Source organism: Blautia sp. AF26-2, from assembly GCF_003460955.1.
Taxonomy (GTDB): domain Bacteria; phylum Bacillota; class Clostridia; order Lachnospirales; family Lachnospiraceae; genus Fusicatenibacter; species Fusicatenibacter saccharivorans.
This window is the reverse complement of the sequence record NZ_QTWD01000002.1, coordinates 389,713-415,916: the sequence shown is the minus strand read 5'-3', so window position 1 is coordinate 415,916 and position 26,204 is coordinate 389,713. Positions and strand designations below refer to the sequence as shown.

The window sequence follows — 26,204 nt, the reverse complement described above, 5'->3', positions numbered from 1 at the left end:
AAGAAATGGCAAAGAAAGTTCTTGTAGTTGATGATGAAAAACTGATCGTAAAAGGAATCCGCTTCAGCCTGGAGCAGGACGGCATGGAGGTTGACTGCGCATACGACGGCGAGGAAGCACTCTCCATGGCAAAAGAAAAAGAATACGATATGATCCTTCTGGATCTGATGCTGCCAAAGCTGGACGGATTGTCCGTCTGCCAGCAGATCCGTGAATTTTCCAACGTTCCGATCGTCATGCTGACCGCAAAGGGCGAGGACATGGACAAAATCCTGGGACTGGAATACGGCGCAGATGATTACATCACAAAGCCGTTCAACATTCTGGAAGTAAAAGCACGCATCAAGGCCATCATGCGCCGTGCGGCCCGCCAGGAGCCAAAAGAAGAGAAAGCAAAAGTCGTACAGGTGAAAGACCTGCGGATCGACTGCGAGAGCAGAAGAGTCTTCATCGGAGACCGCGAGATCAATCTGACTGCGAAGGAGTTCGATGTGCTCGAGCTTCTCGTCTTCAATCCGAACAAGGTGTACAGCAGAGAGAACCTGCTGAATATTGTCTGGGGCTATGAGTACCCGGGCGACGTGCGCACCGTAGATGTACATATCCGCCGTCTGCGCGAAAAGATTGAGAAAAATCCAAGTGAACCGAAGTACGTTCACACAAAGTGGGGAGTTGGTTACTATTTCCAGGCTTAAAAACAAAGAAAAATGGAAGTTTCTGCGGAGTCTGCGCTTCCGCATCACGGTGATTCTTGTGATCATCGGCATTGTACCGTGTGTGATCCTTGAGAAGAGCATCGTAAACAGCTATGAGGACCGTGCGGTATCGGTGCGCAGCATTACCGTAAAAAATCAGTGCGATATTATCTGCAACCAGCTCATCCAGCAGAATTACATGGAAGATCCTGGATCGGATGTCATCAACGGACAGCTCAGTATGCTGACAAATATCTACGGCGGCAGAATCCTGATTATCGACCAGGATTTCCGCGTCATCAAAGATACGTACGATATGGACCGCGGAAAGACGATTATCTCGCAGGAGGTCATCCAGAGCTTTCAGGGCAAGGAGACGAGCCAGTACGACCGGAAAAACAGCTATCTGGAAATGACGGTGCGGATTCAGAATACCGAGACGAAGGAGACGCTCGGCGTTATGCTCGTCAGCATTTCGACGGATGAGATCCGTGCGAATATGAAAATTCTGGAGACGAAGGGAATGACGATTCTTTCGATCATTGCGCTTCTCGTGCTGGTTTTTGGCTATCTGCTCGCGGGCATTCTGATGAAGCCGTTCCAGAAGGTCACCCGTTCCATCGAGGACATCACCGACGGCTATCTCGACGAAAGCATTTCTGTTCCGGATTACCTCGAGACAGAGCTGATCACGGACGCATTCAACAAGATGCTGACCCGCGTCCGTACGCTCGACGATTCCCGCCAGGAATTTGTTTCGAACGTCTCGCATGAGTTAAAGACGCCGCTTGCGTCCATGAAGGTTCTGGCGGATTCGCTGAACGGGCAGGAGGGCGTTCCGGTGGAACTTTATCAGGAGTTCATGCAGGATATTACCTCGGAGATCGACCGCGAAAACCAGATTATTACCGACCTTTTGTCGCTGGTCAAGATGGATAAAAAGGTGGCAGACCTCAATATCACCCAGGTCAATATCAACGAGCTGTTAGAGCAGCTGCTGAAGCGGCTTCATCCGATTGCCGCACAGAAAAATGTGGAGCTCATTCTCGACAGCTTCCGCCCGGTCAATGCGGAGGTGGATGCGACGAAGCTCTCGCTGGCGTTCTCGAACCTGATCGAAAACGGCATCAAGTACAACAACGAGAATGGATGGGTGCGTGTATCCTTAAATGCGGATCACAAATATTTCTACGTGACGGTGGCAGACTCCGGCATCGGCATCCCGGAGGAGTCGATTGCGCATATCTTCGAGCGTTTCTACCGCGTGGACAAGTCCCACTCGCGGGAAATCGGCGGAACCGGCCTTGGCCTTGCGATTGCGCGGAGCGCGATTGTCATGCACCGGGGAGCGATCCGTGTATACAGCAAAGAAAACGAGGGAACGACATTTTCCGTGCGGATTCCTCTGAATTACGTGATGTAGGAGGTGGCGCACATGAAACGGATACTTGGCGTACTGCTGGCCGGCGTGCTGCTTCTTAGCGGCTGCGGGCAGTGGCAGAAGAGCCAGAAGGAGTCGGCGTATCACCTGTACTGCCTGGACAAAACCGGCACAACACTGGTGCAGGAGCCGTATGAACCAAAAGAAGGAACGGATCAGAAACTGATCAAGGAGCTGGTTGACGCGCTGCAGGAGAAACCTGCCAAGGACGGAAACCAGGCACTTCTTTCCAATGGGATTTCCATCAAGACGTATACGCTGGAGAACGGGCTCCTTACGCTGAACTTAAGCGGAGAGTACGGAGAGCTTGCGCGGCCGCAGGAGGTTTTGGTGCGTGCAGGACTGGTGCGTACCTTTGTGCAGGTTCCGGAGGTGGAGCGCGTGACGCTTCTGATCGACGGGGATCCGTTAAAGGATTCCAAAGGACGCGAGATCGGAACGATGACGGCGGACAGCTTTCTGGAAAATTCCGGAAGGGAAATTTATCAGTATCAGTATGCGACGCTGACACTGTATTTTGCAAATGAAGCAGGCGATCATCTTGTGAAGGAGACACGGCGGGTTCCGTACAGCACGAACATTCCGCTTGAGCGGGTCGTGGTGGAGCAGCTGATGAAGGGGCCGAAAGAAGACGGCCACTACGCAGTATTTCCTGAGACGATGAATGTCCTCAGCGTTACAACGTCTGACCGGATTGCCTATGTGAATTTTGACAAATCTTTTAAGGATTCTGCACTTTTGAATGTGGCGGAGCAGATTCCGATTTATGCGGTGGTGGATTCCATCACGGCGAACTGTAAGGTGGATAAGGTGCAGTTTTCCATCAACGGAGAGAGCGATGTAACATTCCGTGAAACGATGAAACTCAATCAGTTCTACGAGGAAGACCTGTCTTATCTGGAGGAAAAAGATACATGAGAAAACGGCCCATGTGCCTGGCGTGTCTTGGATTCATGCTGGTGCTTGTGCTGCTGCGGATTGCGGGCGTGCCTCTTGGCACGCCTTTTTCTGACCCCAAATACGAAAACAAAGCGCAGCAGGGCAGGAAGGTGTGGATTGCAGGGACAATTGAAACGTATGAGAAAAAGAGCAGCAACAACGGGTATGTGCTGCGCGGGGAGGGAAGCAAAGGGAAAATTTATCTGCTCGCAAAGCGGGGAGATCTGCCGGTCGGAGCCGCTGTGCGGGTGTACGGAACTGTAAAAAAGCCGGAAAGCCCGCGCAATCCGGGGATGTTTGATGAGAAAACATATTATGAGGGAAAAGGCTGTGCGTTCTACGTGATTTCGGAGCGGGAGGAAGTTGTGGATGCCGGGCGGTGGAATCTCGGCGAAGCGCTCCGGCTGGAGCGGGAGCGGTGCTGTGCCGTTTTAAAAGAAATGATGCCGGAGGAGGAGGCAGGTGTGCTTTCTGCGATGCTGCTCGGGGAACGGTCGGAACTCACGGAGGAGACGTATCTGGCGTATCAGCAGAGCGGTCTGCTGCACCTGGTTTCCGTTTCCGGCATGCATCTGATGCTGCTCGGCATGGCACTCCGACGGCTGCTGATGGCGCTGCATCTGCCGAAAACTTCCGCGTCTCTGGCAGCGGCCGCCGGTATGGTGCTGTATGGCATGTTTACCGGCAGCGGAACGGCGACCGTGCGTGCAGTGGTGATGTTTGCGGTGCGGATGGGAGCTGTCGCAGTGGGAAGGACGTATGATTCCTTAAGTGCGCTCTCTCTTGCGGCAATTCTGATGCTGGCAGAAAACCCCTCGTATCTGGAGCAGAGCGGGTTCTGGCTTTCGTTTGGAGCAGTAACAGCCATTTCCGGGGTTTATCCGGTTCTGGCGGGGGAGAAGGCGGAACGGAAGAGACGCGGGGAAAAAACGGGGTTGGAAAAGCTTGCGGCGAAAGGAAAAGAGGCTGCGATGGTGTACCTTTCCCTGCAGCTTGTCATGATCCCGCTGCAGGCGTGGTATTTTTATGAGATTCCGCTCTTTGCGTTTCTGCCGAATCTGTTTGCAGGAGCTGTCATGACGGCGGTGCTGCTGACGGGTGCTGCGGGGCTTCTGGCGGGACTTGCAAGCGTGAAAGCGGGAAGTGTTGTTCTGCTTCCGGCGCGGTTCCTGCTCACACTTCTGCGGCAGATGACAGCGGCGGTCGCACAGATTCCGGGAAATGTGTGGATCTGCGGTCAGCCGGAAAAATGGCAGATGGCAGGATATGGAATCATTCTGACCGGTCTGCTGGTGATACTGTATGTGCGAAAGCGAAAACGGGAGATGAATCCGGATGGGGCAAAACGAAAAGGTGCGCAGGCACGAAAGCGGGAGCGGATGCTCTTTGGTATTACCATGTTTTTTGCCTGTGTTCTGCTTTTTTACCGTCCCCGGGAAACGTTTTCCATTACAGCGCTGGACGTCGGCCAGGGCGATTCGCTGGTGGTGGAGAGCGGCCGTTTTGTGATGCTGAATGACGGCGGGAGCAGCAGTGCGTCTGCGGTCGGGGAAAAAAGGATTCTCCCATATCTGAAACAGCGCGGCATTGCCGCTCTTGATGCCGTTGTTGTCACGCACCCGGACGCAGATCACACGAACGGAATCCTCGAACTGCTGGAGCTGATCGGGGAGCAGAAAACGGCGCTTCGCATCCGCCATCTGTTCCTGCCTGTGTGGATGAAAGGAAGCGAAAAAGAAAATCCTTTTATTTTAGCCGCACAAAAAGCGGGAATTATGGTAGAATATCTAAAAAAGGGAGACGAGATCCGTGCAGGAGAACTCACCGTATCGGTACTTCATCCGGGAGCGGGCGAAGACTATACGGGAGAGGAAAACGCCGGAAGTGTTGTATTACAGCTTTCCTGCGGTGCCTGCCGCGCGCTTCTGACGGGAGATCTGGAGGGAAGCGGAGAAGAAGAGGTCCTGGGGGCGGCAGAGCGGTGCCAGATTTTAAAGGTGGCGCACCACGGCTCGAGAAATTCAACGAGCGAGGCATTTCTGAACCGCATACAGCCGCAGATCAGCCTGATTTCCTGCGCGTGGCCGGGACGATACGGCCATCCGCACCGGGAGCTGCTGGAGCGGCTTCGTGCCTGCAAAAGCCATATCTACGGAACACCGGTGGATGGAGCCGTGACAGTACAGCTGAAGCGTGACCGCCTGGCGGTTCACGGATACCGGTCGGATGTGGAATTTCCCGTCTCCTGAATGGTCAAAAGCTCCGGCTGCTGCGGCACTGCGCAAACGTGTTTCTGCCGGAACGAAAGAAAGAGGATGGAATGAAAAGTATTTTAGAAGATATCAAAACGCAGAATTTTAAGAAGGCCTACCTGCTCTACGGAGAAGAAGCCTATCTGAAGCATCAGTATAAAAACAAGCTGAAAAACGCACTGCTGCCGGAGGACGACACGATGAATTTCTCCCGCTTTGAGGGAAAAGGAACCGAGATTCCCAAAGTGATTGACCTTGCGGAGACGATGCCGTTTTTTGCGGACCGCCGTGTGATTCTGCTGGAAAATACAGGATTTTTCAAAAACAAAGCCGACGCGCTGGCAGACTACATGGGATCCCTGCCGGATTATCTGGTGCTGATCTTCGTGGAGGAGGAAGTCGATAAGCGGAACCGTATGTACAAGGCGGTGCAGAAGCAGGGAAGAGCAGTGGAATTTGCTCGTCAGGACGAAAAGACGCTGATGACCTGGGTACTCGGCATGATGAAAAAAGAGGGAAAAAAGATCACGCGCCAGGATATGGAAGATTTTCTGGAAAAGACGGGCACGGATATGGGAAATATCTCGCAGGAGCTGGAAAAACTGCTCAGCTATACGATGGGAAGAGATGTGATCACGCGGGCGGATATCGAGGCAGTCTGCACAACGCAGATTACGAACCGGATTTTCGAGATGATCCGCGCGGTAACGGAGAAGAAGCAGCGGAAAGCGCTCGATCTGTATCAGGATCTGCTGGCTTTAAAGGAGCCGCCGATGCGGATTCTCTTTCTGCTGGCACGCCAGTTCAATCTGCTGCTGCAGGTCAAAGAGCTGCTGGCAGAGCACTGCGATCAGGCGACGATCGCAAAACGGACGGGACTGCAGAGCTTCGTTGTGCGGAACTATATTCCCATGTCACGCCAGTATGCGGCGGAGGAATTAAAAGCGGCGGTCAATGACTGCGTGCAGATGGAAGAGGACGTGAAGACGGGAAAAATTTCCGATCTGCTGAGCGTGGAGCTGCTGATTACGAAATACAGCAGGGCGGCGTAAGAGCAGAGTTTTCTAAAAAGAACAAGGCGTATCGGCCAGTTTTCCTGTACCGGTACGCCTTGTTCTGTGTTTATCAAAAGATCTGTCGCGGCGCACTCTTTTGGTAAGCATAAAAAAAGAACCCAGCCACATGACGGTATGACTAAGTTCTCTTTGTTTTATATCTTTATTATGCGATTGAGTTTACAGCTTTGCTCAGATTGGATACTTTTCTGGCAGCGTTGTTTTTATGATAAACGCCTTTAGAAGCAGCCTTGTCGATGGTAGAGATCGCATTTACTAATGCAGCAGCAGCAGCCTCTTTATCGTTTGCAACAACAGCAGCATCTACTTTTTTCATAGAAGTCTTAACTGCAGAACGGATTGCTTTGTTGCGGTCTGCCTTTGTCTGATTTACCAGGATTCTTTTCTTTGCGGATTTAATGTTAGCCAAACTGTACACCTCCAATATTTTTAAAATTAATGTGATTTAAGGGATGTTATTCAATGGAACAGACACGGGCGCTCCACTGAAACATGCTTTATTATCCTATAATATTTCGCATGTTTTGTCAATACATATTTTTGAAAAAATTGCAAAAACTACAACAAAAATACAGGAGAAGGAGAAAAGTATGATAGGAAAGTATAGGATGCGGACAGACCTGGCGATGGAGAATCAGGAAAAATTTGAGAGGGACCATGTGGAGATCTCCGGGGTCGAGATTGAGAAGAAGAAAAGAAAGGCGGAAATTCAGACAACCATTGTGAAAATCACATCGGAGCAGGGTGCAAAAATGATGGGAAAGCCGAAAGGGACGTATGTGACGATCGAAGCGCCGCTGCTTTTGACGGCAGACGAGGAGGAGAGCCGGAAAGCGGCGGAGGAGTTTTCCCACTGTCTGATGGAAATGGTGCCGGAAGCGTGCGGATCCGTTCTTGTGGCCGGCCTCGGCAACCGCGGCATCACGCCGGATGCGCTCGGGCCGGAGACGGTGGAGCAACTTAACGTTACGCGCCATCTGGTGCGCACCTACGGAAAGAAGGGCCGGGAAGTGAGTGCCCTTGCTCCCGGCGTTATGGCACAGACGGGCATGGAGGCAGTGGAAATCCTGCGCGGAACGGCAGAACAGACCCATCCAGATGTGATTCTCGCCGTGGATGCCCTTGCCGCATGCAGTATTCACCGGCTGAACTGTACGATCCAGCTTGCCGACACCGGAATCTGGCCGGGCTCGGGCGTCGGAAACCACCGCAATGCCTTAAATCAGGAGACGCTCGGCGTGCCGGTCATCGGAATCGGTGTGCCGACCGTTGTAGGGGCAGGAACGATCGTCCACGATGCCGTCGCAGGTGTTCTGGAATCGCTGGAGGAGTCCGAGATGGATGAATTTCTGGGAGAAGTCATTTCACCGGCGCTCGAAAGCCTTTACGTGACGACAAAAGAGATCGACGAGATGGTCCGCCGCCTGGCCGGGGTTCTTGCGGCAGGTATGAATCAGGCATTTTCCGGGGAACTGTAACATATCATGAATATGGTGATAATATGTGGAATGCCAGGCGAAATGGACGATGGTTCGGATGGGGATGTCTTTTCCTGTCCTGCAGTATACTGCTGTTCCGCAGTGCAGCGGTTCTCCGGAAAAATCATTTCTTAGAGGGGAAAGTTCTGCTGCAGCGGGCGGCAGCACAGGCGGAGCAGTTATCCGTGGATGTGATGATGCCGCTTCTTTTTTATGACGGAAAAGAGGACGGAAGGGGATGGATGGAAAATCTCCTCGCGGCAGTGCGGGATCAGATACCGGCGCTTCGGGAGGGAAGCACGGCAGAAAATACGCTGTCTGCCGGGACAGAAGCAGCGGAAACGGATACGGCGAAGCAGGATTCGAATCCGGGACCGGGAGCAGAAAGAGGGCAGACAGAATCGAAGGAGCAGGGAACTGAGGAAGATCAAAAGGATGGAACTCAAAAAGATGGAATGGAAATTACGGAGCCGGAGCAGACGGAAACAGGAATCACAGAACCGGCAGCCGGAGAGTCGGCATCAACGGCAGAACCCGAAGCGCCGCAGTCTGTCCCGGAGGAGACCATCGAAACCGGCGGCGCACCGCGTGAGATTCTCTACCCGGAGGCCGACACGATTCAGGAGACAATTTCACCTGACCTTCTTGCTGACCCGCAGGCGCTCCTGAACCGCTTCTTCGTTGTCGATCCCAACACTTCGGTCCTGCCGGGCGAGATCGACGGCAGCACCCTGCTCGGAAAAGACCTGACCCTGCCGGAAAATGCCGAAGGCCCGCAGATTCTGATCTATCATACCCATTCGCAGGAAACCTTCGCCGATTCCCGTCCGGGAGAAAGAGCGGACACGGTAATCGGCCTCGGTGATGATCTGCAGGAGCTTCTGGAAAAGCAGTACGGATACGAAGTGCTTCATATTACAGAGGCATTTGACATGAAAGAAGGCTGTCTCGAGCGGAGCCGCGCCTACAACTACGCGGAGCCGGTCATCGCAGCGGCGCTGGAAGAACACCCGTCCATTCAGGTCGTGATCGACCTGCACCGGGACGGGGTCAATGGTTCAAAACGTCTTGTGACAGAAATCAACGGAAAGCCGACCGCGCAGATCATGTTTTTCAACGGCCTTTCCCGCACGAAAGAAAGCGGCGAACTGACAAGCCTGCCCAATCCGTATCAGGCGGAAAACCTTGCATTTTCCTTTCAGATGGAGTATGAGGCAAAACAGTATTATCCCGGCTTTTCGCGCTGTATCTATTTAAAAGGCTACCGCTACAACCTCCATCTCCGCCCGAGATCTGTTCTTCTCGAGGTTGGTGCGCAGACGAATACGGTCGAGGAGGTGAAAAATGCAATGGGGCCGTTTGCGGATATCCTGCATAAGGTTCTGTCGGGCAAAAGTCCGGCATCAGGCGGATAAATTTATCTTGCTTTTTTGAGTGGAATTTCGTATCATACAAAATAGACATGAGATAAAATTGATATTTAACCCGTGAAAAAGCAGGAGGAAAAAACTTGTCAGGAATAGATCAGAGTAAAATTCGTAATTTTTGTATTATTGCCCATATCGACCATGGAAAATCAACCCTTGCGGACCGTATTATTCAGAAAACAGGCCTTTTGACCGAGCGTGAGATGCAGGATCAGGTGCTGGACAATATGGATCTGGAGCGTGAGCGCGGCATCACGATCAAGGCACAGGCAGTCCGTACCGTATACAAAGCGGCCGACGGCGAGGAGTACATTTTAAACATGATTGACACCCCGGGCCATGTTGACTTCAACTATGAGGTTTCCCGAAGCCTTGCCGCATGCGACGGCGCGCTGCTCGTTGTCGATGCATCGCAGGGTATCGAGGCGCAGACCCTTGCCAACGTCTACCTCGCCCTTGACCATGACCTGGATGTGTTCCCGGTCATCAACAAAGTAGACCTTCCAAGCGCCGAGCCGGACCGTGTAATTGCAGAGATCGAGGATGTCATCGGACTGGAAGCGCAGGATGCACCGCGGATTTCCGCAAAAACCGGCCTGAACGTGGACGAGGTGCTCGAGCAGATCGTACAGAAAATTCCGGCACCGGAAGGTGATCCGACGGAACCGTTAAAAGCACTGATTTTCGATTCCGTCTACGATGCATACCGCGGCGTCATCATTTCCTGCCGTGTGATGGAAGGAAGCGTGAAAAAAGGAACGAGAATCCGTATGATGGCGACAGGCGCTGTCGAGGAAGTTGTCGAGGTCGGCTACTTCGGCGCAGGCCGTCTGATCCCGTGCGACGAGCTCTCCGCCGGAATGGTAGGCTATATCACCGCCAGCATCAAAAACGTGCGCGACACCCGCGTGGGTGATACCGTGACCGATGCCGACCGTCCGTGTGCAGAAGCACTGCCGGGCTACAAAAAAGTCAACCCGATGGTATACTGCGGCATGTACCCGGCCGACGGCGCACAGTACGGCGATCTGCGCGATGCGCTGGAAAAACTGCAGTTAAACGATGCATCCCTCTTCTACGAGCCGGAGACATCGGCAGCACTGGGCTTTGGCTTCCGCTGCGGTTTCCTTGGACTGCTTCACCTGGAAATTATTCAGGAGCGCCTGGAGCGTGAGTACAATCTGGATCTCGTAACGACCGCACCGAGCGTTATCTATAAGGTTCACAAAACCGACGGAACCGTCATTGACCTGACCAACCCGTCGAATCTGCCGGACCCGTCCGAGATTGATTATATGGAAGAGCCGCTGGTAAAAGCAGAGATTATGGTGACGACCGACTACATCGGACCGATCATGGAGCTCTGCCAGCAGAGACGAGGCCAGTATCAGGGAATGGAATACATGGAGACGACGCGTGCGATGCTTCATTACCATCTCCCGCTGAATGAGATTATCTACGATTTCTTTGATGCCTTAAAATCCCGCTCCAAAGGTTACGCGTCATTCGACTACGAGCTGCTCGGCTATGAGAGAAGCGAGCTTGTAAAACTCGATATCCTCGTCAATAAAGAAGAAGTGGATGCGCTGTCCTTCATCGTATTCGAGGGATCTGCCTACGAGCGCGGAAGAAAGATGTGCGAGAAGCTCAAAGAAGAGATTCCGCGGCAGCTCTTCGAAATCCCGATCCAGGCGGCTGTCGGATCGAAGATTATCGCCAGAGAAACCGTCCGCGCGATGCGCAAAGACGTCCTCGCCAAGTGCTACGGCGGCGATATTTCCCGAAAGAAGAAGCTGCTGGAGAAGCAGAAAGAAGGTAAGAAGCGGATGCGCCAGGTAGGAAACGTGGAGATTCCGCAGAAAGCCTTTATGAGCGTACTGAAACTGGATGAAAATTAAGAAATAAAAATGAGACCGGCCTGTCGGCGCCGCCTGCTGTTGCGGGAGCGCAGGGGCCGGTCTTTCGATCGTACGGAGGAAAAGCAGAATGAATAAAAAAAGAAAACCACTGGAACTCTATGTGCATATCCCGTTCTGCATCCGGAAATGCGCCTACTGTGATTTTGTCTCGGGACCGGGCACGAAAGCAATGCAGAAGGAGTATGAAGAGGCTCTGCTGGCAGAAATCGATGCAGCGGAAGAGACGGCAGAAAGTGAAGTGATTTCCGTCTTTTTCGGCGGCGGAACACCATCCGCAGTGGATGCCGGAATGCTCGCCCGTGTGATGGAAAAACTGCGGAGCAAGTACGTTTTTTCAGAGGATGCTGAGATTACGCTGGAGGCCAATCCGGGAACGCTGGATGCGGAAAAACTGAAATGTTACAGGAAGAGCGGCTTCAACCGGATCAGTATCGGCTGTCAGTCGGTTCACGATGAGGAGCTGAAACGGCTGGGAAGAATCCACACGTTTGCGGAATTTCAGGAGAGTTTTGCACTGGCACGGGATGCCGGGTTTGCGAATATCAACGTGGATCTGATGTCAGGTCTGCCGGAGCAGAGTGAAGAGAAATGGGAAGAGAGTCTTCGGACGATCGCGGAGCTTTCTCCGGAGCACATTTCCGCCTACAGCCTGATCGTGGAGCCGGGAACCCCGTTTGCGGAGCAGAAACTGGATCTGCCGGATGAGGACACAGAACGCGAAATGTATGCCAGAACGGCGGAAATCCTCGCAGAATACGGCTTTTTCCAGTATGAGATTTCCAATTATGCAAAGCCGGGCTTCGCATGCCGCCACAATATCGGCTACTGGAAAAGGACGGATTATCTGGGGTTCGGGCCTTCCGCGGCATCGTTATTTGGAAACCGCCGGTGGACGAACACGGCAGATCGATCTTTGTATCTGAAAGCGTGCGGAGCACTGGAAAAGATCCGTGAGGATGAGGAAATTCTTTCCCGGCAGGATGCCATGGAAGAATTTATGTTTCTCGGCCTTCGAATGACACAAGGGATCTCGACGGCGGAGTTTGAGGAGAAGTTTGGAAAGGAGATCCATGCCGTATACGGCGGGGTTCTGAAGAAATACGAAGCGATGCATCTTTTACAGGAACACAGCGGGCGCCTGGCTCTGACACGCGATGGGATTTCCGTCAGCAATGTGATTCTGGCAGATTTTCTGCTGTAAAAAGATGATAAAGAAATAGAACAAATGTTTGCACAACGCACGGCGGTGTGCTATAATGGGAGAAAACGAGACAAGATTCCTGTCCCTGTCCGGACAGGGATTCCAATTAATAAGAGGAACAGTTATGGCAGAGAAAAAAGAGTTTATCAGAATACGGGGAGCCAGGGAGAACAACCTGAAAGCACTGAATGTCGATATCCCCAGAAACCAGTTTGTTGTATTTACGGGCCTCAGCGGTTCAGGAAAGAGTTCGCTTGCGTTTGACACGATCTATGCGGAGGGCCAGCGGCGGTACATGGAGAGCCTTTCCTCCTACGCGCGCCAGTTCTTAGGACAGATGGAAAAACCGAATGTGGACAGCATCGAAGGCCTGCCGCCTGCTATTTCGATCGATCAGAAATCGACGAACCGGAACCCGCGTTCCACCGTCGGAACCGTGACGGAGATTTACGATTACTTCCGTCTTCTGTACGCGAGAATCGGTATTCCGCACTGCCCGAAGTGCGGAAAAGTCATCAGCCGCCAGTCGGTGGACCAGATGGTCGATCAGATCATGGCACTCCCGGAGCGGACGAAAATCCAGCTTCTCGCGCCGGTTGTGCGCGGCCGCAAGGGAAGACACGAAAAGGTGCTCGAACAGGCAAAACGCAGCGGCTATGTCCGCGTGATGATCGACGGCAGCCAGTATGAGCTGTCCGAGGAGATTACGCTGGATAAGAACCTGAAACACAACATTTCCATTATTGTGGACCGTCTTGTAGTCAAACCGGACATTGAGAAACGTCTGACGGATTCCGTCGAGAATGTACTGGATCTGGCGGACGGCCTTCTGGTGGTCGACACGATGGACGGAAATCAGCTCAACTTCAGCCAGAGCTTTTCCTGCCCGGACTGCGGCATCAGCATGGAGGAGATTGAGCCGAGAAGCTTTTCCTTCAACAACCCGTTCGGCGCCTGCCCGAGCTGTGCCGGCCTTGGCTACAAGATGGAGTTCGACGAGGATCTGATGATTCCGGACAAGACCGTATCCATCGCAGACGGAGCCATCACCGTGCTCGGCTGGCAGTCCTGCACGGACAAATCGAGCTATACGAGAGCCGTTCTCGATGCGCTCGCAGAGGAGTACGATTTTTCCCTTTCCACTCCGTTCTGTGAATATCCGAAAAAAATCCACGATATCCTGATTTACGGAACGAACGGAAAATCCGTCAAGGTGCATTACCGCGGTCAGCGCGGCGTCGGTGTGTACGATGTGGCTTTTGAGGGGCTGATCAAAAATGTAGAGCGCCGCTACCGTGAGACCGGATCGGATTCTACAAAACAGGAATACGAAACCTTCATGCGTGTGACCCCGTGCCAGGCGTGCCATGGCCAGCGTCTGAAACCGACGTCGCTTGGTGTGACGGTCGGAGATAAAAATATTTTTGAAGTAACATCCCTTTCCATCGACAATCTGCAGAAGTTTATGCAGAACCTCGAACTCTCCGAACAGCAGCTGCTGATCGGAAAGCAGATTTTAAAAGAGATCCGTGCGCGTGTGAGCTTCCTTGCGGATGTCGGATTAAACTATCTGACCCTGGCGCGCGGAACGGCATCGCTGTCCGGCGGTGAGGCGCAGAGAATCCGTCTGGCAACGCAGATCGGCTCCGGCCTTGTCGGTGTCGCCTATATTCTCGACGAGCCGAGCATCGGTCTTCACCAGAGAGACAACGACAAACTTCTCGCGACGCTGAAACATCTGCGTGACCTCGGAAACAGCCTGATCGTCGTGGAGCACGACGAGGATACGATGCGCGCCGCTGACTGCGTTGTCGATATCGGCCCGGGAGCCGGTGAGCACGGCGGAGAGCTGGTGGCGATCGGAACAGCGGAAGATCTGATGAAAAATCCGAATTCCATCACCGGAAAATACTTAAGCGGAGAGCTGAAAATTCCGGTTCCGTCCGAGCGCAGAAAGCCGACGGGCTGGCTGAAGGTAGTCGGAGCAAAAGAGCACAATCTGAAAAATATCAACGTGAATTTCCCGCTTGGTGTCATGACCTGCGTGACCGGAGTCTCCGGATCGGGAAAGAGTTCCCTTGTCAATGAAATTCTGTACAAACGGCTGGCAAGAGATCTGAACCGTGCGCGGACGATTCCGGGTGCACACAAAGACATCATCGGTATGGAACAGCTCGATAAGGTCATCGACATCGACCAGTCCCCGATCGGAAGAACACCGCGTTCCAATCCGGCAACGTACACAGGTCTGTTCGATCAGATCCGCGACCTGTTTGCGGCAACGCAGGATGCCAAGGCGCGCGGCTACAAGAAGGGAAGATTCAGTTTTAATGTGAAGGGCGGCCGATGCGAGGCCTGCGGCGGCGACGGTATCCTGAAGATCGAAATGCACTTCCTGCCGGATGTCTATGTGCCGTGTGAGGTCTGCCATGGAAAACGGTACAACCGTGAGACACTGGAAGTCAAATACAAAGGAAAGAGCATCTACGATGTGCTGAATATGACGGTCGAGGAGGCACTGGAATTCTTCAGGCCGGTACCGTCGATTTTCCGGAAATTACAGACCCTGTACGATGTCGGCCTTTCCTACATCCGCCTCGGCCAGCCGTCCACCACGCTGTCCGGCGGAGAAGCGCAGCGTATCAAGCTCGCAGCAGAGCTGAGCCGCCGCGGCACGGGAAAAACGATCTACATTCTCGACGAGCCGACGACGGGACTTCATTTTGCGGATGTCCACAAACTGGTGGAGATTCTGCACCGCCTGTCCGAGGGCGGAAATACCGTCGTTGTTATCGAACACAATCTGGATGTCATCAAGACGGCGGACTATATTATTGATATCGGACCGGAGGGCGGAGACGGCGGCGGAACCGTGATTGCGTGCGGAACGCCGGAGGAAGTGGCCAAGAGCCCGGTATCCTACACCGGAAAATATGTCGAAAAATATCTCTAAAAAATCCTTTCCATTTTAAAAGGGATTGTATATAATAAGAAGCGGGTTGGGTTCAGAACACATTCGATCCTTTTGTGTTTCGGGTGTTTTGAACCCGAACTTATTCTATACAAATTTCAGACAGATTAAAATAAAGAAAAATAAAAGAGAACAGGAAAGGGGATTACTATGGCTGCAACGACCGATATCGGAATTGATCTGGGGACGTCCAGCATCCTGGTCTATGCCAAGGGAAAAGGCATTGTATTAAAGGAGCCGTCCGTAGTTGCGTATGATAAAGATGCAGATAAAGTACGGGCAATTGGAGAAGAAGCGCGTCAGATGATTGGACGGACACCGGGCAATATTATGGCGGTCCGGCCCATGCGGCAGGGCGTGATCACGGACTTTCTGATCACCGAGCGCATGCTGCGCTACTTTATCCAGAAGGCAATGGGAAGAAGAGCATTCCGGAAACCGAGAATCAGCATCTGTGTGCCGTCCGGTGTGACGGAAGTAGAGCGGAAGGCTGTGGAGGAGGCAACGTACCAGGCGGGAGCCCGGGAAGTGCTGATCGTGCCGGAGCCGGTGGCAGCGGCAATCGGATCCGGAATTGACATTACGAAACCATGCGGAAATATGATCGTGGACATCGGCGGAGGCACGACGGATATCGCTGTGATCTCGCTTGCGGGAACCGTTGTTTCCAATTCGGTCAAGATTTCCAGTGAGACATTTGACCAGGATATCATTCGCTATGTACGGAAAACATACAACGTATTTATCGGAGAACAGACCGCAGAGGCAGTGAAAATCCGGATTGGTTCCGCTTATCCGCGGGCCGAGGAGAAAACGATGGAGATCAAGGGAAGAAACGTCATCACCGGACTTCCGGCGACGATTACGGTTTCCTCCGACGAAATCCGAGGTGCCCTTGTCCAGACGACAAACCAGATTGCGGACGCGATCTGTGCCGTGCTGGAAAAAACGCCGCCGGAACTGGCATCCGATGTTTCCGACCGCGGCATTATCCTGACCGGAGGCGGCAGTCTCCTTGCCGGAATGGACGAGCTGATCCAGGAGCGGACCGGCATCAATACCGTGACAGCAGAAAATCCGGCGAGCGTCGTTGCCCTTGGAACCGGCCAGTACCGCGAAGTGATGAATGAATTTGAAAGCCAGTTTTGATAAAAGATGAGTGAAAAAGAAAAAGTAGAAGGCTACGTAGAACACATTATTTTCCGAAATGAGGAGAACGGCTATACCGTCCTGAATCTGAGCATGAAGGGGCGCGAGCTGACATGCGTCGGCACGCTTCCGATGATCGGAGAGGGCGAGCTGATCGAGGCTTCCGGAGATTATATTGAACATGCTGCCTATGGAAAGCAGTTCCGCATTGAATCCTATGAGACGAAAGTTCCACAGGATTCTGTTGCATTGGAGCGGTATCTCGGTTCCGGTGCGATCAAAGGAGTCGGTGCGGCGCTGGCGGCAAGAATTGTGCGCCGCTTCGGTGACGATACGCTTCGGATCATCGAGGAAGAGCCGGAGCGCCTCGCGGAGGTAAAGGGAATCAGCGAGCGGAAAGCGCGTGAAATTGCACAGCAGGTGGCAGAAAAAGCCGAAATGCAGAATGCGATGATTTTCCTCTCGGGATATGGCATTGCACTGAATCTCGGTGCAAAGATTTATCAGCAGTACGGGGACAATGTGTACCGGATTTTAAAGGAAAACCCGTATAAAATGGCGGAAGATATCGCAGGCGTGGGATTTCGGACGGCGGATGAGATTGCCGGAAAAATCGGGATTGCCGTGGACAGCGAATTCCGCATCAAGAGCGGTCTTTCGTATGTGCTGAATCAGGCGACGGCAGAAGGCCATGTCTATCTGCCGGAACCGGTGCTGCTTCGGAGAGGGCAGGAACTTCTCGGCGTAGAACCGGAGCGGATGCAGAAATCTCTGCAGGATATGGCAATCGACAAAAAAGCGGTCATCCGCGAGCTCCCGGCCGAACGGGAAGGGGATGAGCCGCTGCGGATTGTGTACGCCAGCCAGTATTATTATCTGGAACTGAGTACGGCGCGCATGCTGCATGAGCTGAATATTACATGCGAGGAAGACCGTGAGGCAATCGAAAAGCGGATCGGAAAGATCGAGAAAAAATATCAGATCGAGCTGGATGAGATGCAGAAGACGGCAGTCGTTGAGGCGGCATACAGCGGTCTTATGATCCTGACCGGAGGTCCCGGAACCGGAAAAACGACGACCATCAATGCGATGATCCATTATTTTGAGGCAGAAGGCCTCGACATTTTCCTGGCAGCGCCGACCGGAAGAGCGGCGAAACGAATGACAGAGGCAACTGGCTGTGAGGCATGCACGATCCATCGTCTTCTGGAACTGACGGGAAATGTGGATGACTCCTCGGCAAATGTGCATTTTGAGCGGAACGCAGATAATCCGCTCGACGCGGATGTCATCATCATTGATGAGATGTCGATGGTTGATATCCACCTGATGCATGCCCTTCTTTCCGCGATTGTGCCGGGAACAAGGCTGATCCTGGTGGGAGACCAGAACCAGCTTCCAAGTGTCGGCCCGGGCAGTGTCCTCCGGGATCTGATCCGTTCGGAATGCTTTCCGATTGTCTGCCTGACGCACATTTTCCGGCAGGCATCCCAGAGCGATATTGTTGTCAATGCACATAAGATCCATAATGGGGAAGAGGTTATACTGGACAATAAGAGCAAAGATTTCTTCTTTTTGAAACGGTACGATGTCAACGTGATCTGGAAAGTGCTGGTGACGCTGGTGTCCCAGAAACTGCCGCGTTATGTGGATGCCCGCCCGCAGGATATCCAGATTCTGACTCCGATGCGGAAAGGTGCACTCGGCGTGGAAAATCTGAATCAGATTCTGCAGAAATACCTGAACCCGCCCGCACCGGACAAAGCCGAGCGGGAAAATGGAGGTAATATCCTCCGCGAGGGCGACAAGGTCATGCAGATCCGCAACAATTACCAGATGGAGTGGGAAATCCGCGGCATCAACGGAATCGTGGCGGAGCGCGGTATGGGTGTATTCAACGGAGACCTCGGCATGATCCGGAGCATCAACCCGTATACCGAGGTGATCACTGTGGAGTTTGAGGAAGGAAAATTCGCAGACTATACGTTCAAACAGGCGGACGAGCTGGAGCTCGCCTACGCCACAACGATACATAAAGCGCAGGGAAGCGAGTACCCGGCGGTTGTGATTCCGCTGCTCGGCGGCCCGCGCATGCTGATGACGCGGAATCTTTTGTATACGGCCGTGACGAGAGCCAGAAAGTGCGTCACCATCGTCGGAAGTGATGTGACATTCCAGGCAATGATCGGAAATCATATCGAGGCGAACCGGTATACAACGCTCGCCAGAAGAATCTGGGAAATGCAGGAAGAAAACGCGTAAACACGTTTTTCCGGGGCATGGATGCGGCTGCATCCGGCAGAGTGGATAAGGGAAAGCGCAGGTTACATGAAAGAAAAAAATAAAACAGGAAACTGGCTTTTAAACGCAGTTTATCCGAGACGATGTCCCATCTGTGATGGACTGCTGTCACGTGAGGAACTGTATCTATGCCGGAATTGTGTGGAAAAGATCCATCCGATTCTGGGTGCGCGGTGCAAAAAATGCGGGAAACCCGTGGGCAGTGAGGAAGAGTTCTGCCGGGACTGCAGCAGAACGAGGCACAGCTTCGACCGCGGTTTTGCGCCGTACGGTTACCACGGGGAACTTGAGGCTTCCCTGATGCGGTTCAAATATCATGAACGGCAGGAATACGCTGGATTTTATGCTCACGCGGCGTTTTTCTATGTGGGAAAGCAGATCCAGAGAAGAAATCCGGAGGTGCTCGTTCCGGTGCCGCTTCATCCGGCGAGACAGCGGCAGCGCGGCTACAATCAGGCGGAGGTATTTGCAGAAAAGCTGGCAGAAGAAATGGAACTTCCCATGAATGCCCGCCTGATCCGCCGTGTGAAAAAAACAAAACGCCAGAAAGAGCTTAGTCCCGCCGAGCGGCGGAAAAACCTGGAGGGAGCTTTTGCATTGGCAAAGCCGGGACAGATGAAATACTGCCGGATTCTTCTGGTAGATGACATTTACACAACGGGAAGCACGGTTGATGCCATTGCGTCACTGTTGAAAGTGAATGGAGCAGAACAGGTGGATTTTGTTTGTGCGGCAATTGTAAAATAGTGTGTGAATATTTTGAGAATAGCTTTCCAATATCGGAAACATATGGTAAAATAAACATAATTTAGAACGGGAAGAGGAGACCAAGAGGCATGTTGGACGAAAAAAGGATTCGTCAGATGACAAAACTGGCTTTTTTTGAAAAAAAAGAAGAAAAAAATGCCTTACGAATCGGCCGCTATTTTCGGAGTGATTACATCGGAAAAGAGCTTCTGAAAAATTTTTTTCTGGCTTCCATCGGATACATTCTGGTACTTGCGGTTGCAGTCTTATATCATATTGAATGGTTGGTGGACGAGATAGACACAATCGACCTGCAGTTTGCAGCAGGGTGTCTGATCGCGTCCTATCTGTGTTTTCTGGCAGTCTATTCCATTGCCGTGTATGTGATCAGCACAATCCGTTACCAGGGAGCACAGAAAAAGCTGAAATGGTATGGAAAAGAGCTGGATGACCTGCAGAACATGTATGAGGAACAGGAAAAAAGCGGGAAGAAATCCGGGCGCAGGAGGAAGGAAACATGACAGTATTGATTGAACTGAAAGAAAAATTAAAAGAGTTTTACGGCTCCTGCAGCGGAATCGTACTTCCGATTGTGAAATTTCTGCTCGCTCTTGCTGTATTTCGTGGTATTAATTCCAATCTCGGCTATCTGAAGATGCTGGACAGCATGTATGTGGTATTGATTCTGTCACTGATCTGCGCTATCCTGCCATTGAATGGAATGGTTTTCCTTGCAATGCTGGTGATCATCGGCCACTGCTTTGCACTTCACATGGTAATCGCGGGTCTTGCGGCGCTGGTTCTGCTGGTGCTCTGGTTTCTATATCTTCGCTTTGTGCCGAAGGATGCGCCGGCACTCCTTTTGACACCGCTCGCATTCTGGCTTCACGTGCCATCTGCCGTTCCGGTTGCCTATGGTCTTGCCGGCACGCCGCTCTCTGCATTTTCAGCAGCCTGCGGTGTCGTTGTCTACTATATGTGCGACATGATTCACGGAAAAATGGAGCCGCTGCTTCATGCGGCGGAAGCACCGGAGATCACGGCAGTCGTACAGGAATTTTTCAACGGCCTCTTCCGCAATGAGGAAATGCTGCTGGTTCTGATCGCCTGCGCACTGACCGTACTTCTTGTCAATGCAATCCGCCACAGCAGTGCGGACTATGCATGGCAGATTTCCATTGTGGCAGGTTCGGTTGCCTATGCGGTTATTATGATTGCCGGAAGCCTGGCACTGGATGTACAGATTGCACTCCCGATGGTTCTGATCGGGGCGGCGGCCGGCTGTCTGGTTGGATTTGTTCTGGAGTTTTTCCTGTTCGGTGCAGACTACACCCGGACAGAATACCTGGAATATGATGACGACGATTATTATTACTACGTAAAAGCCGTTCCAAAATTCAATGTGACAAAGGCACAGCGCTGTGTGACTTATATTCGGAATGAAAAGAAAAAAGAACCGGATCTGACAGACGAGGAACTCGATGCTCTGGCAAATCTTGGACATACAGAAGAATCCGGGAACAGCAGGGATCTTGATGAGATCGAGGAAAAAGAAGAAATAGAAGAAATAAACGAAACAGAAGAAATAAACGAAACAGAAGAAATTCAGGAAGAAGAAATTCCGCCGCTGGACGAGGGCGATTATCAGGATGTGGATTATAAGAGCATGCTGGAGGACACCTTAAAGGATCTTTAAAAGAATTTTGAAAATCAGAAGAAAACCGGCCGGGGGAAAAGAAAGGAAGTGACAGTGTGCGTGGCGTGTGGAACTGGATTGTCACAAGAACGGCAGACTACGGGCTGCCAAAACAAATTGAACTGATTGATATTGTGCAGATTCTGCTCATTGCATTTTTCGTCTATCACCTGATCCGCTGGCTGCAGAATACAAAGGCCTATACGCTGATGAAAGGTATTTTTCTGATTGGTGTCTTTGTCATCATTGCAAACGTGCTGAAAATGCAGACGATTCTGTGGCTGTTCGGAAACATCGGCGGGGCGGCGATCACAGCGGTTGTAATTATCTTTCAGCCGGAGCTTCGAAGAGTGGTCGAGCAGATTGGAGAAAAGAATCCGCTGTCTGCCATTTCTTTTGCGAGCGGCCAGGAGGAAAATGAACGGTTCAGTGACAAAACCATCAATGAACTGGTAAGGGCCAGTTTTGAAATGGGAGAAGTAAAGACCGGAGCGCTGATCGTCATCGAAAAGACCATCACCCTGGAGGAATATGAAAAGACCGGAATCCCGATTGACGGCGTTCTGACCAGCCAGCTGCTGATCAATATTTTCGAACACAATACGCCGCTGCACGACGGAGCCGTGATTGTACGGAACAACCGTGTCACGGCAGCAACATGTTACCTGCCGCTGTCCGACAACATGGATCTGAACAAGAATCTTGGAACACGCCACCGTGCAGGTGTCGGCATCAGTGAGGTGACGGATTCCTTTACGATTATTGTCTCCGAGGAAACCGGAAATGTGTCGTATGCTTCCGGCGGAGAACTCCACACGGCAGTAACACCGAGCGACCTTCGGGAGCAGCTTCACAAAATCCAGAAGCTCGCGAAAAAACCGGAAGAGAAGAAAGGATGGCATATCCACGGAATGCGTCAGAAAGTGGAGGGAGAGAAGAAATGAAAAAGAAAATTCTGAAAAAGCTTCTGAACAATCTCCCTTTAAAAATTCTTTCTATCCTGATTGCCATTGTAATCTGGTACGTTGTGGTCAGTGTGAATGACCCGATTGTGAAAGAGCGCTTTGATGTCCCCGTGCAGGTGACCAATGAAGCCTATATTGCAGCCGGAAAGAAAACATACCAGATTGCGGAGGAATACCAGACGGTCACGGTTACTGTCACGGACAACAACTCGGTTGTCAGCCGGCTGAAGGCATCGGATATCACCGTCACGGCCGATCTGACCCAGATTGTGACGATGGATACAAACCCGGTTTATGTGCCGATCAAGGCAGCGTGCTCCATGGTAAAACAGGAAAAACTGAGCACAGTGACAGCAACGATCCCTGTGGAAATCGAGGATGTGGACAGCGAAAAATTCCCGATCACAATTGACGCAGGAAATACGAAACCGGCAAAAGATTACGAAGTGGGAACGATGACTTCCGATCCGGAGAGCATCACCATTTCCGGCCCGACGTCCCTGATCAATAAGATCAGCAGTGTGGTGGCAAAAGTAGATGTAACCAATATGCGGAATTCCGGAACCGTCACGGCGGATCTGATGATTATTGATAAAAACCAGGATGAGATGCCGGAATCCCAGATGGAATTTTTGAATTTCGACAGCGGCTCCCCGCAGGTGGATGTGGATATTGAACTGTGGCGCCGTGTATCCGGTATTAAGCTGAGTGCACTGTACAGCGGAACTCCGGCAGACGGCTATCAGATTAAAAATATCTATACCACACCGGAGGAAATCACCGTTGCCGGATCCGAGGAGGCACTTGCAAAGCTGGCGGATGAAGGCAATACGATTGAAATTCCGGAAGACTATACCTCCGTTGCAGGACAGCGCTCCGATGTGGAGACGACGGTTGACTTAAGCGATGTTCTCGCCGATGTGACAGATCTGAAAGTATCCTCCAGTTCGTCTGCATCCGTTACCGTTCACGTAACGGTTATGCCGAATGAGAGCAGGGAATTTGAACTTGATGTCGATCAGATCGAGACGGGCAATCTTCAGTCCACTTATACCGTTCTGTATGATCAGACACAGCTTGCAATCCGCATTAAAGCATCGGACAAAAATCTGGCCAAATTAGATACTTCCCAGATCAACGCATCCATAGATCTGAATGGAATGGGTGTCGGGGATTACGAGGTACCGGTAAAAATCACACTGCCGGATGGCTATGAGCTCGTAGACAGTGTCAAGACAACGATTCATATCAAAGAAAAAGCAGTAGCAAATAAAACGACAGGAACAAATTAGGAGGGAAACCAATGGTAAGCGGAAAAGTGACCGTGAAAAATCCAACCGGCCTTCATCTTCGCCCGGCCGGAACCCTGTGCAAACAGGCGATGCAGTTTAAATCATCTATTACATTCCACTACGGAGATGGAAATACAGCAAATGCAAAGAGCGTCTTAAGCGTCCTTGGCGCATGCGTCAAATGCGGAGACGAAATTGAGCTGTTCTGCGAGGGAGAAGACGAGGAGGAAGCTCTGCAGTTCCTTGTCAATTCCATCCGGACGGGACTTGGGGAAGAACTGTAAGGAGAAAGAACAATGAAGAAATATGATTATGTTCTGGTTGGCGCCGGTCTGTATTCCGGAGTGATTGCTTATCTTGCCGGTCAGGCAGGGAAAAGCTGTCTTGTACTGGAACGAAGAGATCATACAGGCGGAAATATTTACTGCGAAGAAATCGAGGGAATTCATGTACACAAGTATGGAGCGCATATTTTCCATACTTCGAATAAAGAGGTGTGGCAGTTTGTCAATTCGCTGGCAGAATTCAACCGTTATACAAACTCGCCGATTGCCAACTACAAAGGCGAAATTTATAATATGCCGTTCAATATGAATACCTTCAGTAAAATGTGGGGAATCCGCACACCGGAAGAGGCGAAAACAATCATCGAAGAGCAGAGAAAAGCTGTTCCGGGAGAGCCGAAAAATCTGGAAGAGCAGGCGATCAAACTGGTTGGAAAAGATATTTATGAAAAGCTGGTTAAGGGTTATACAGAAAAGCAGTGGGGAAGAGACTGCAGTGAGCTGCCGAGCTTTATCATCAAACGGCTTCCGGTGCGCTTTACGTATGACAACAACTATTTCAATGACCTTTATCAGGGAATTCCAATTGGCGGCTATAACGTTCTGACAGAGCGGCTTTTTGAAAAAGCGGATGTACAGACAGGTGTTGATTTTCTGGAAGATAAAGAAAAGTACCTGGCGATGGGTGAGACGGTGATTTACACCGGAGCGATTGATGCGTTTTACGATTATGCACTTGGCAAGCTGGAATACCGTACGGTGCGCTTTGAAACAGAAGTGCTGGATACCGACAATTATCAGGGCGTGGCTGTAGTAAACTACACCGATCGGGAGACACCGTATACGCGTGTGATCGAACACAAGCATTTCGAATTCGGAACCCAGAAAAAGACCGTCATTTCCAGAGAGTATTCCACCGACTGGAAAGAGGGGATGGAGCCGTACTACCCGGTGAATGATGCCAGAAACCAGGAACTTTATCAGAAATATGCCGCACTTGCGGAAAAAGAAGAGAAGGTTATCTTTGGCGGAAGACTTGGAGAATACAAGTATTACGATATGGACAAAGTCATTGAGGCTGCACTGAACCAGTGGGAGAAAATGCAGCGGTAGGAAAAGAACTGCAAACGGAAATCAATCAAAACGGACTGCACACTTGACAGCAGTCCGTTTTTTGACTATATTATAAACGATATCCGGCTGGAAAATACCGGAAAATAAGAAAATGAAAGAGGTCGTTATGAGAAAAGAATATGATGACGAGGATGAAATCCCGGAAAGACGCCATTCCTCAGGAAAGAAAAAGAAGAAATTCGGCTGGGTTAATGTGCTCACCATCCTTCTCGTAGTTGTACTGGTTGTGCTCGTCGGTGTCTATGCTGTAATCAATCACTATTACAGCAAGAGTAACTACGTAAGCGACGATAAAATCACGATCAATAAATCCACAGAGGTTGAGACCGAAAGTACCGGGTTGACTGATGAGGAGACGGATGCCCTGCAGTCTGAGATTTTAAATGAGACACAGGACATTGAACTTCCAAACAACAATAACGTGTACAACATTCTGCTGATCGGTGTTGACCGTCGTGACAAAACGTGGTATGGAAACTCCGATTCCATGATTCTGATGTCCATCAATAAAGATACAAAACAGATCCACATGACATCCTTTATGCGTGACCTGTATGCAAATATCCCGGATGTCGGTGTGAAAAAACTGAATGCAGCCTGCGCATATGGCGGCGGTCCGCTGGTTGTCCGTACCATTGAAGACAACTACAAGCTGCCGATTGATAACTACGCAAGCGTTGACTTTGATTCCATGATCGATATCATTGATGCCGTCGGCGGAATCGAGCTTTCCCCGAGTGATGATGAGGTACGTGTGGCAAACAACTATATCAACGAAATGTGCAAGCTTCGCAATGCAGATGCATCCGCACATCAGTATACGTCAAGCGGCGATCAGCACGTGGACGGTTATCAGGCGGTTGCATATGCACGAATTCGTTACGTCGGAAACTCGGATTATCAGAGAACCGAGCGCCAGAGAGAGGTATTAAGCAAAATGATGCAGGAGATGAAATCTTCCAGCGTAACAGAACTGAGCGCGCTGGCAGATACCATTCTTCCGAGTGTCACCCATAACATCGACCAGTCTACACTGATGACGCTGATCGGCGAGCTGCCGACGATCCTCTCCTATGAGATTGTACAGAGCCGTGTACCATACGATGATCTGTACTCCAGCAAGGGTGAGATGCTTGTTCCGGATTTCTCGGCAACCATTTCCAGACTTCAGACAGAAATCTACGGATCTACTACCGTAAACGAATAAAAAAGAAACAAATGAAAAACCTCCTGTATC

At 51.4% G+C, this 26,204-nt stretch carries 21 protein-coding genes; 20 read left to right on the top strand and 1 reads right to left on the bottom strand.

Features of this window, described 5'->3' with window-relative positions; genetic code table 11:
* Positions 1-5: 5 nt before the first annotated feature.
* The 5 genes from DWY63_RS04810 (at position 6) to holA (ending at position 6,379) form a co-directional block, all read left to right on the top strand.
* On the top strand, positions 6-695 hold the full coding sequence (locus tag DWY63_RS04810) for a response regulator transcription factor (RefSeq protein ID WP_022462209.1): 690 nt from the start codon (positions 6-8) through the stop codon (positions 693-695).
* Positions 640-2,118, top strand: a complete 1,479-nt coding sequence (locus tag DWY63_RS04805) for a sensor histidine kinase (RefSeq protein WP_022462210.1) — start codon at positions 640-642, stop codon at positions 2,116-2,118. The genes DWY63_RS04810 and DWY63_RS04805 overlap by 56 nt, the downstream gene beginning before the upstream one ends.
* A gap of 12 nt (positions 2,119-2,130) precedes the next feature.
* Complete coding sequence (locus tag DWY63_RS04800) at positions 2,131-3,054, top strand: GerMN domain-containing protein (RefSeq protein ID WP_117801487.1); 924 nt, start codon at positions 2,131-2,133, stop codon at positions 3,052-3,054.
* Positions 3,051-5,324 (top strand): DNA internalization-related competence protein ComEC/Rec2, encoded by a 2,274-nt coding sequence (locus DWY63_RS04795; RefSeq protein ID WP_117801486.1) that lies wholly within the window; start codon positions 3,051-3,053, stop codon positions 5,322-5,324. The genes DWY63_RS04800 and DWY63_RS04795 overlap by 4 nt, the downstream gene beginning before the upstream one ends.
* 71 nt (positions 5,325-5,395) lie before the next feature.
* Positions 5,396-6,379, top strand: coding sequence for a DNA polymerase III subunit delta (gene holA / locus DWY63_RS04790; RefSeq protein WP_117801485.1), 984 nt, complete (start codon positions 5,396-5,398; stop codon positions 6,377-6,379).
* Between the two features lie 169 nt (positions 6,380-6,548).
* Here holA and rpsT read toward each other — a convergent pair whose 3' ends face one another.
* A complete protein-coding gene (rpsT, locus tag DWY63_RS04785) occupies positions 6,549-6,812 on the bottom strand; it encodes a 30S ribosomal protein S20 (protein WP_117801484.1) in 264 nt (87 codons plus the stop codon).
* A 181-nt stretch (positions 6,813-6,993) separates the two neighbouring features.
* Here rpsT and gpr point away from each other — a divergent pair, with 181 nt between their 5' ends.
* From gpr to DWY63_RS04710, 15 genes are all read left to right on the top strand, one after another.
* Positions 6,994-7,881: a GPR endopeptidase gene (gpr, locus tag DWY63_RS04780; protein WP_055218620.1), complete on the top strand. Its 888-nt coding sequence runs from the start codon at positions 6,994-6,996 to the stop codon at positions 7,879-7,881.
* A gap of 23 nt (positions 7,882-7,904) precedes the next feature.
* A complete protein-coding gene (locus DWY63_RS04775; RefSeq protein ID WP_243001838.1) occupies positions 7,905-9,296 on the top strand; it encodes a stage II sporulation protein P in 1,392 nt (463 codons plus the stop codon).
* A gap of 95 nt (positions 9,297-9,391) precedes the next feature.
* Positions 9,392-11,206 carry a translation elongation factor 4 gene (lepA, locus tag DWY63_RS04770; protein WP_022462217.1) on the top strand — a complete coding sequence of 605 codons (1,815 nt, stop codon included), beginning with the start codon at positions 9,392-9,394 and terminating at the stop codon, positions 11,204-11,206.
* Between the two features lie 88 nt (positions 11,207-11,294).
* A complete protein-coding gene (gene hemW, locus DWY63_RS04765; RefSeq protein WP_117801483.1) occupies positions 11,295-12,428 on the top strand; it encodes a radical SAM family heme chaperone HemW in 1,134 nt (377 codons plus the stop codon).
* A gap of 124 nt (positions 12,429-12,552) precedes the next feature.
* On the top strand, positions 12,553-15,381 hold the full coding sequence (uvrA, locus tag DWY63_RS04760) for an excinuclease ABC subunit UvrA (RefSeq protein ID WP_055218624.1): 2,829 nt from the start codon (positions 12,553-12,555) through the stop codon (positions 15,379-15,381).
* A 168-nt stretch (positions 15,382-15,549) separates the two neighbouring features.
* Positions 15,550-16,548: a rod shape-determining protein gene (locus DWY63_RS04755; RefSeq protein WP_117509505.1), complete on the top strand. Its 999-nt coding sequence runs from the start codon at positions 15,550-15,552 to the stop codon at positions 16,546-16,548.
* Positions 16,549-16,554: 6 nt separating this feature from the next.
* On the top strand, positions 16,555-18,810 hold the full coding sequence (gene recD2 / locus DWY63_RS04750) for an SF1B family DNA helicase RecD2 (protein ID WP_117509504.1): 2,256 nt from the start codon (positions 16,555-16,557) through the stop codon (positions 18,808-18,810).
* A gap of 66 nt (positions 18,811-18,876) precedes the next feature.
* A complete protein-coding gene (locus DWY63_RS04745; protein ID WP_158568322.1) occupies positions 18,877-19,596 on the top strand; it encodes a ComF family protein in 720 nt (239 codons plus the stop codon).
* Between the two features lie 89 nt (positions 19,597-19,685).
* Complete coding sequence (locus DWY63_RS04740) at positions 19,686-20,117, top strand: hypothetical protein (RefSeq protein WP_022462226.1); 432 nt, start codon at positions 19,686-19,688, stop codon at positions 20,115-20,117.
* Positions 20,114-21,292: a hypothetical protein gene (locus DWY63_RS04735; RefSeq protein ID WP_117761052.1), complete on the top strand. Its 1,179-nt coding sequence runs from the start codon at positions 20,114-20,116 to the stop codon at positions 21,290-21,292. Before DWY63_RS04740 ends, DWY63_RS04735 begins: the two co-directional genes overlap by 4 nt.
* 56 nt (positions 21,293-21,348) lie before the next feature.
* Positions 21,349-22,236: a diadenylate cyclase CdaA gene (gene cdaA, locus DWY63_RS04730; RefSeq protein ID WP_330415419.1), complete on the top strand. Its 888-nt coding sequence runs from the start codon at positions 21,349-21,351 to the stop codon at positions 22,234-22,236.
* Positions 22,233-23,549, top strand: a complete 1,317-nt coding sequence (locus tag DWY63_RS04725) for a CdaR family protein (protein ID WP_158554979.1) — start codon at positions 22,233-22,235, stop codon at positions 23,547-23,549. The genes cdaA and DWY63_RS04725 overlap by 4 nt, the downstream gene beginning before the upstream one ends.
* Before the next feature lie 11 nt (positions 23,550-23,560).
* The gene (locus DWY63_RS04720) at positions 23,561-23,833 is read left to right on the top strand and encodes an HPr family phosphocarrier protein (RefSeq protein WP_022462230.1); all 273 of its coding nucleotides are present in this window, start codon (positions 23,561-23,563) and stop codon (positions 23,831-23,833) included.
* 12 nt (positions 23,834-23,845) lie between these two features.
* Complete coding sequence (gene glf, locus DWY63_RS04715; RefSeq protein ID WP_117801481.1) at positions 23,846-24,946, top strand: UDP-galactopyranose mutase; 1,101 nt, start codon at positions 23,846-23,848, stop codon at positions 24,944-24,946.
* 127 nt (positions 24,947-25,073) lie between these two features.
* Positions 25,074-26,174, top strand: coding sequence for an LCP family protein (locus DWY63_RS04710; protein ID WP_158568321.1), 1,101 nt, complete (start codon positions 25,074-25,076; stop codon positions 26,172-26,174).
* The last annotated feature ends 30 nt before the right edge of the window (positions 26,175-26,204 follow it).

What these genes read in the sequence shown, in the direction of transcription:
- DWY63_RS04725 (WP_158554979.1), top strand. Translation starts at nt 22,233, where the DNA reads ATGAAAAAGAAAATTCTGAAAAAGCTTCTGAACAATCTCCCTTTAAAA.
- DWY63_RS04740 (WP_022462226.1), top strand. Translation starts at nt 19,686, where the DNA reads ATGTTGGACGAAAAAAGGATTCGTCAGATGACAAAACTGGCTTTTTTT.
- DWY63_RS04775 (WP_243001838.1), top strand. Translation starts at nt 7,905, where the DNA reads ATGTGGAATGCCAGGCGAAATGGACGATGGTTCGGATGGGGATGTCTT.
- DWY63_RS04720 (WP_022462230.1), top strand. Translation starts at nt 23,561, where the DNA reads ATGGTAAGCGGAAAAGTGACCGTGAAAAATCCAACCGGCCTTCATCTT.
- DWY63_RS04745 (WP_158568322.1), top strand. Translation starts at nt 18,877, where the DNA reads ATGAAAGAAAAAAATAAAACAGGAAACTGGCTTTTAAACGCAGTTTAT.
- DWY63_RS04800 (WP_117801487.1), top strand. Translation starts at nt 2,131, where the DNA reads ATGAAACGGATACTTGGCGTACTGCTGGCCGGCGTGCTGCTTCTTAGC.
- DWY63_RS04795 (WP_117801486.1), top strand. Translation starts at nt 3,051, where the DNA reads ATGAGAAAACGGCCCATGTGCCTGGCGTGTCTTGGATTCATGCTGGTG.
- DWY63_RS04810 (WP_022462209.1), top strand. Translation starts at nt 6, where the DNA reads ATGGCAAAGAAAGTTCTTGTAGTTGATGATGAAAAACTGATCGTAAAA.
- recD2 (WP_117509504.1), top strand. Translation starts at nt 16,555, where the DNA reads ATGAGTGAAAAAGAAAAAGTAGAAGGCTACGTAGAACACATTATTTTC.
- DWY63_RS04755 (WP_117509505.1), top strand. Translation starts at nt 15,550, where the DNA reads ATGGCTGCAACGACCGATATCGGAATTGATCTGGGGACGTCCAGCATC.
- DWY63_RS04710 (WP_158568321.1), top strand. Translation starts at nt 25,074, where the DNA reads ATGAGAAAAGAATATGATGACGAGGATGAAATCCCGGAAAGACGCCAT.
- glf (WP_117801481.1), top strand. Translation starts at nt 23,846, where the DNA reads ATGAAGAAATATGATTATGTTCTGGTTGGCGCCGGTCTGTATTCCGGA.
- hemW (WP_117801483.1), top strand. Translation starts at nt 11,295, where the DNA reads ATGAATAAAAAAAGAAAACCACTGGAACTCTATGTGCATATCCCGTTC.
- holA (WP_117801485.1), top strand. Translation starts at nt 5,396, where the DNA reads ATGAAAAGTATTTTAGAAGATATCAAAACGCAGAATTTTAAGAAGGCC.
- DWY63_RS04735 (WP_117761052.1), top strand. Translation starts at nt 20,114, where the DNA reads ATGACAGTATTGATTGAACTGAAAGAAAAATTAAAAGAGTTTTACGGC.
- gpr (WP_055218620.1), top strand. Translation starts at nt 6,994, where the DNA reads ATGATAGGAAAGTATAGGATGCGGACAGACCTGGCGATGGAGAATCAG.
- uvrA (WP_055218624.1), top strand. Translation starts at nt 12,553, where the DNA reads ATGGCAGAGAAAAAAGAGTTTATCAGAATACGGGGAGCCAGGGAGAAC.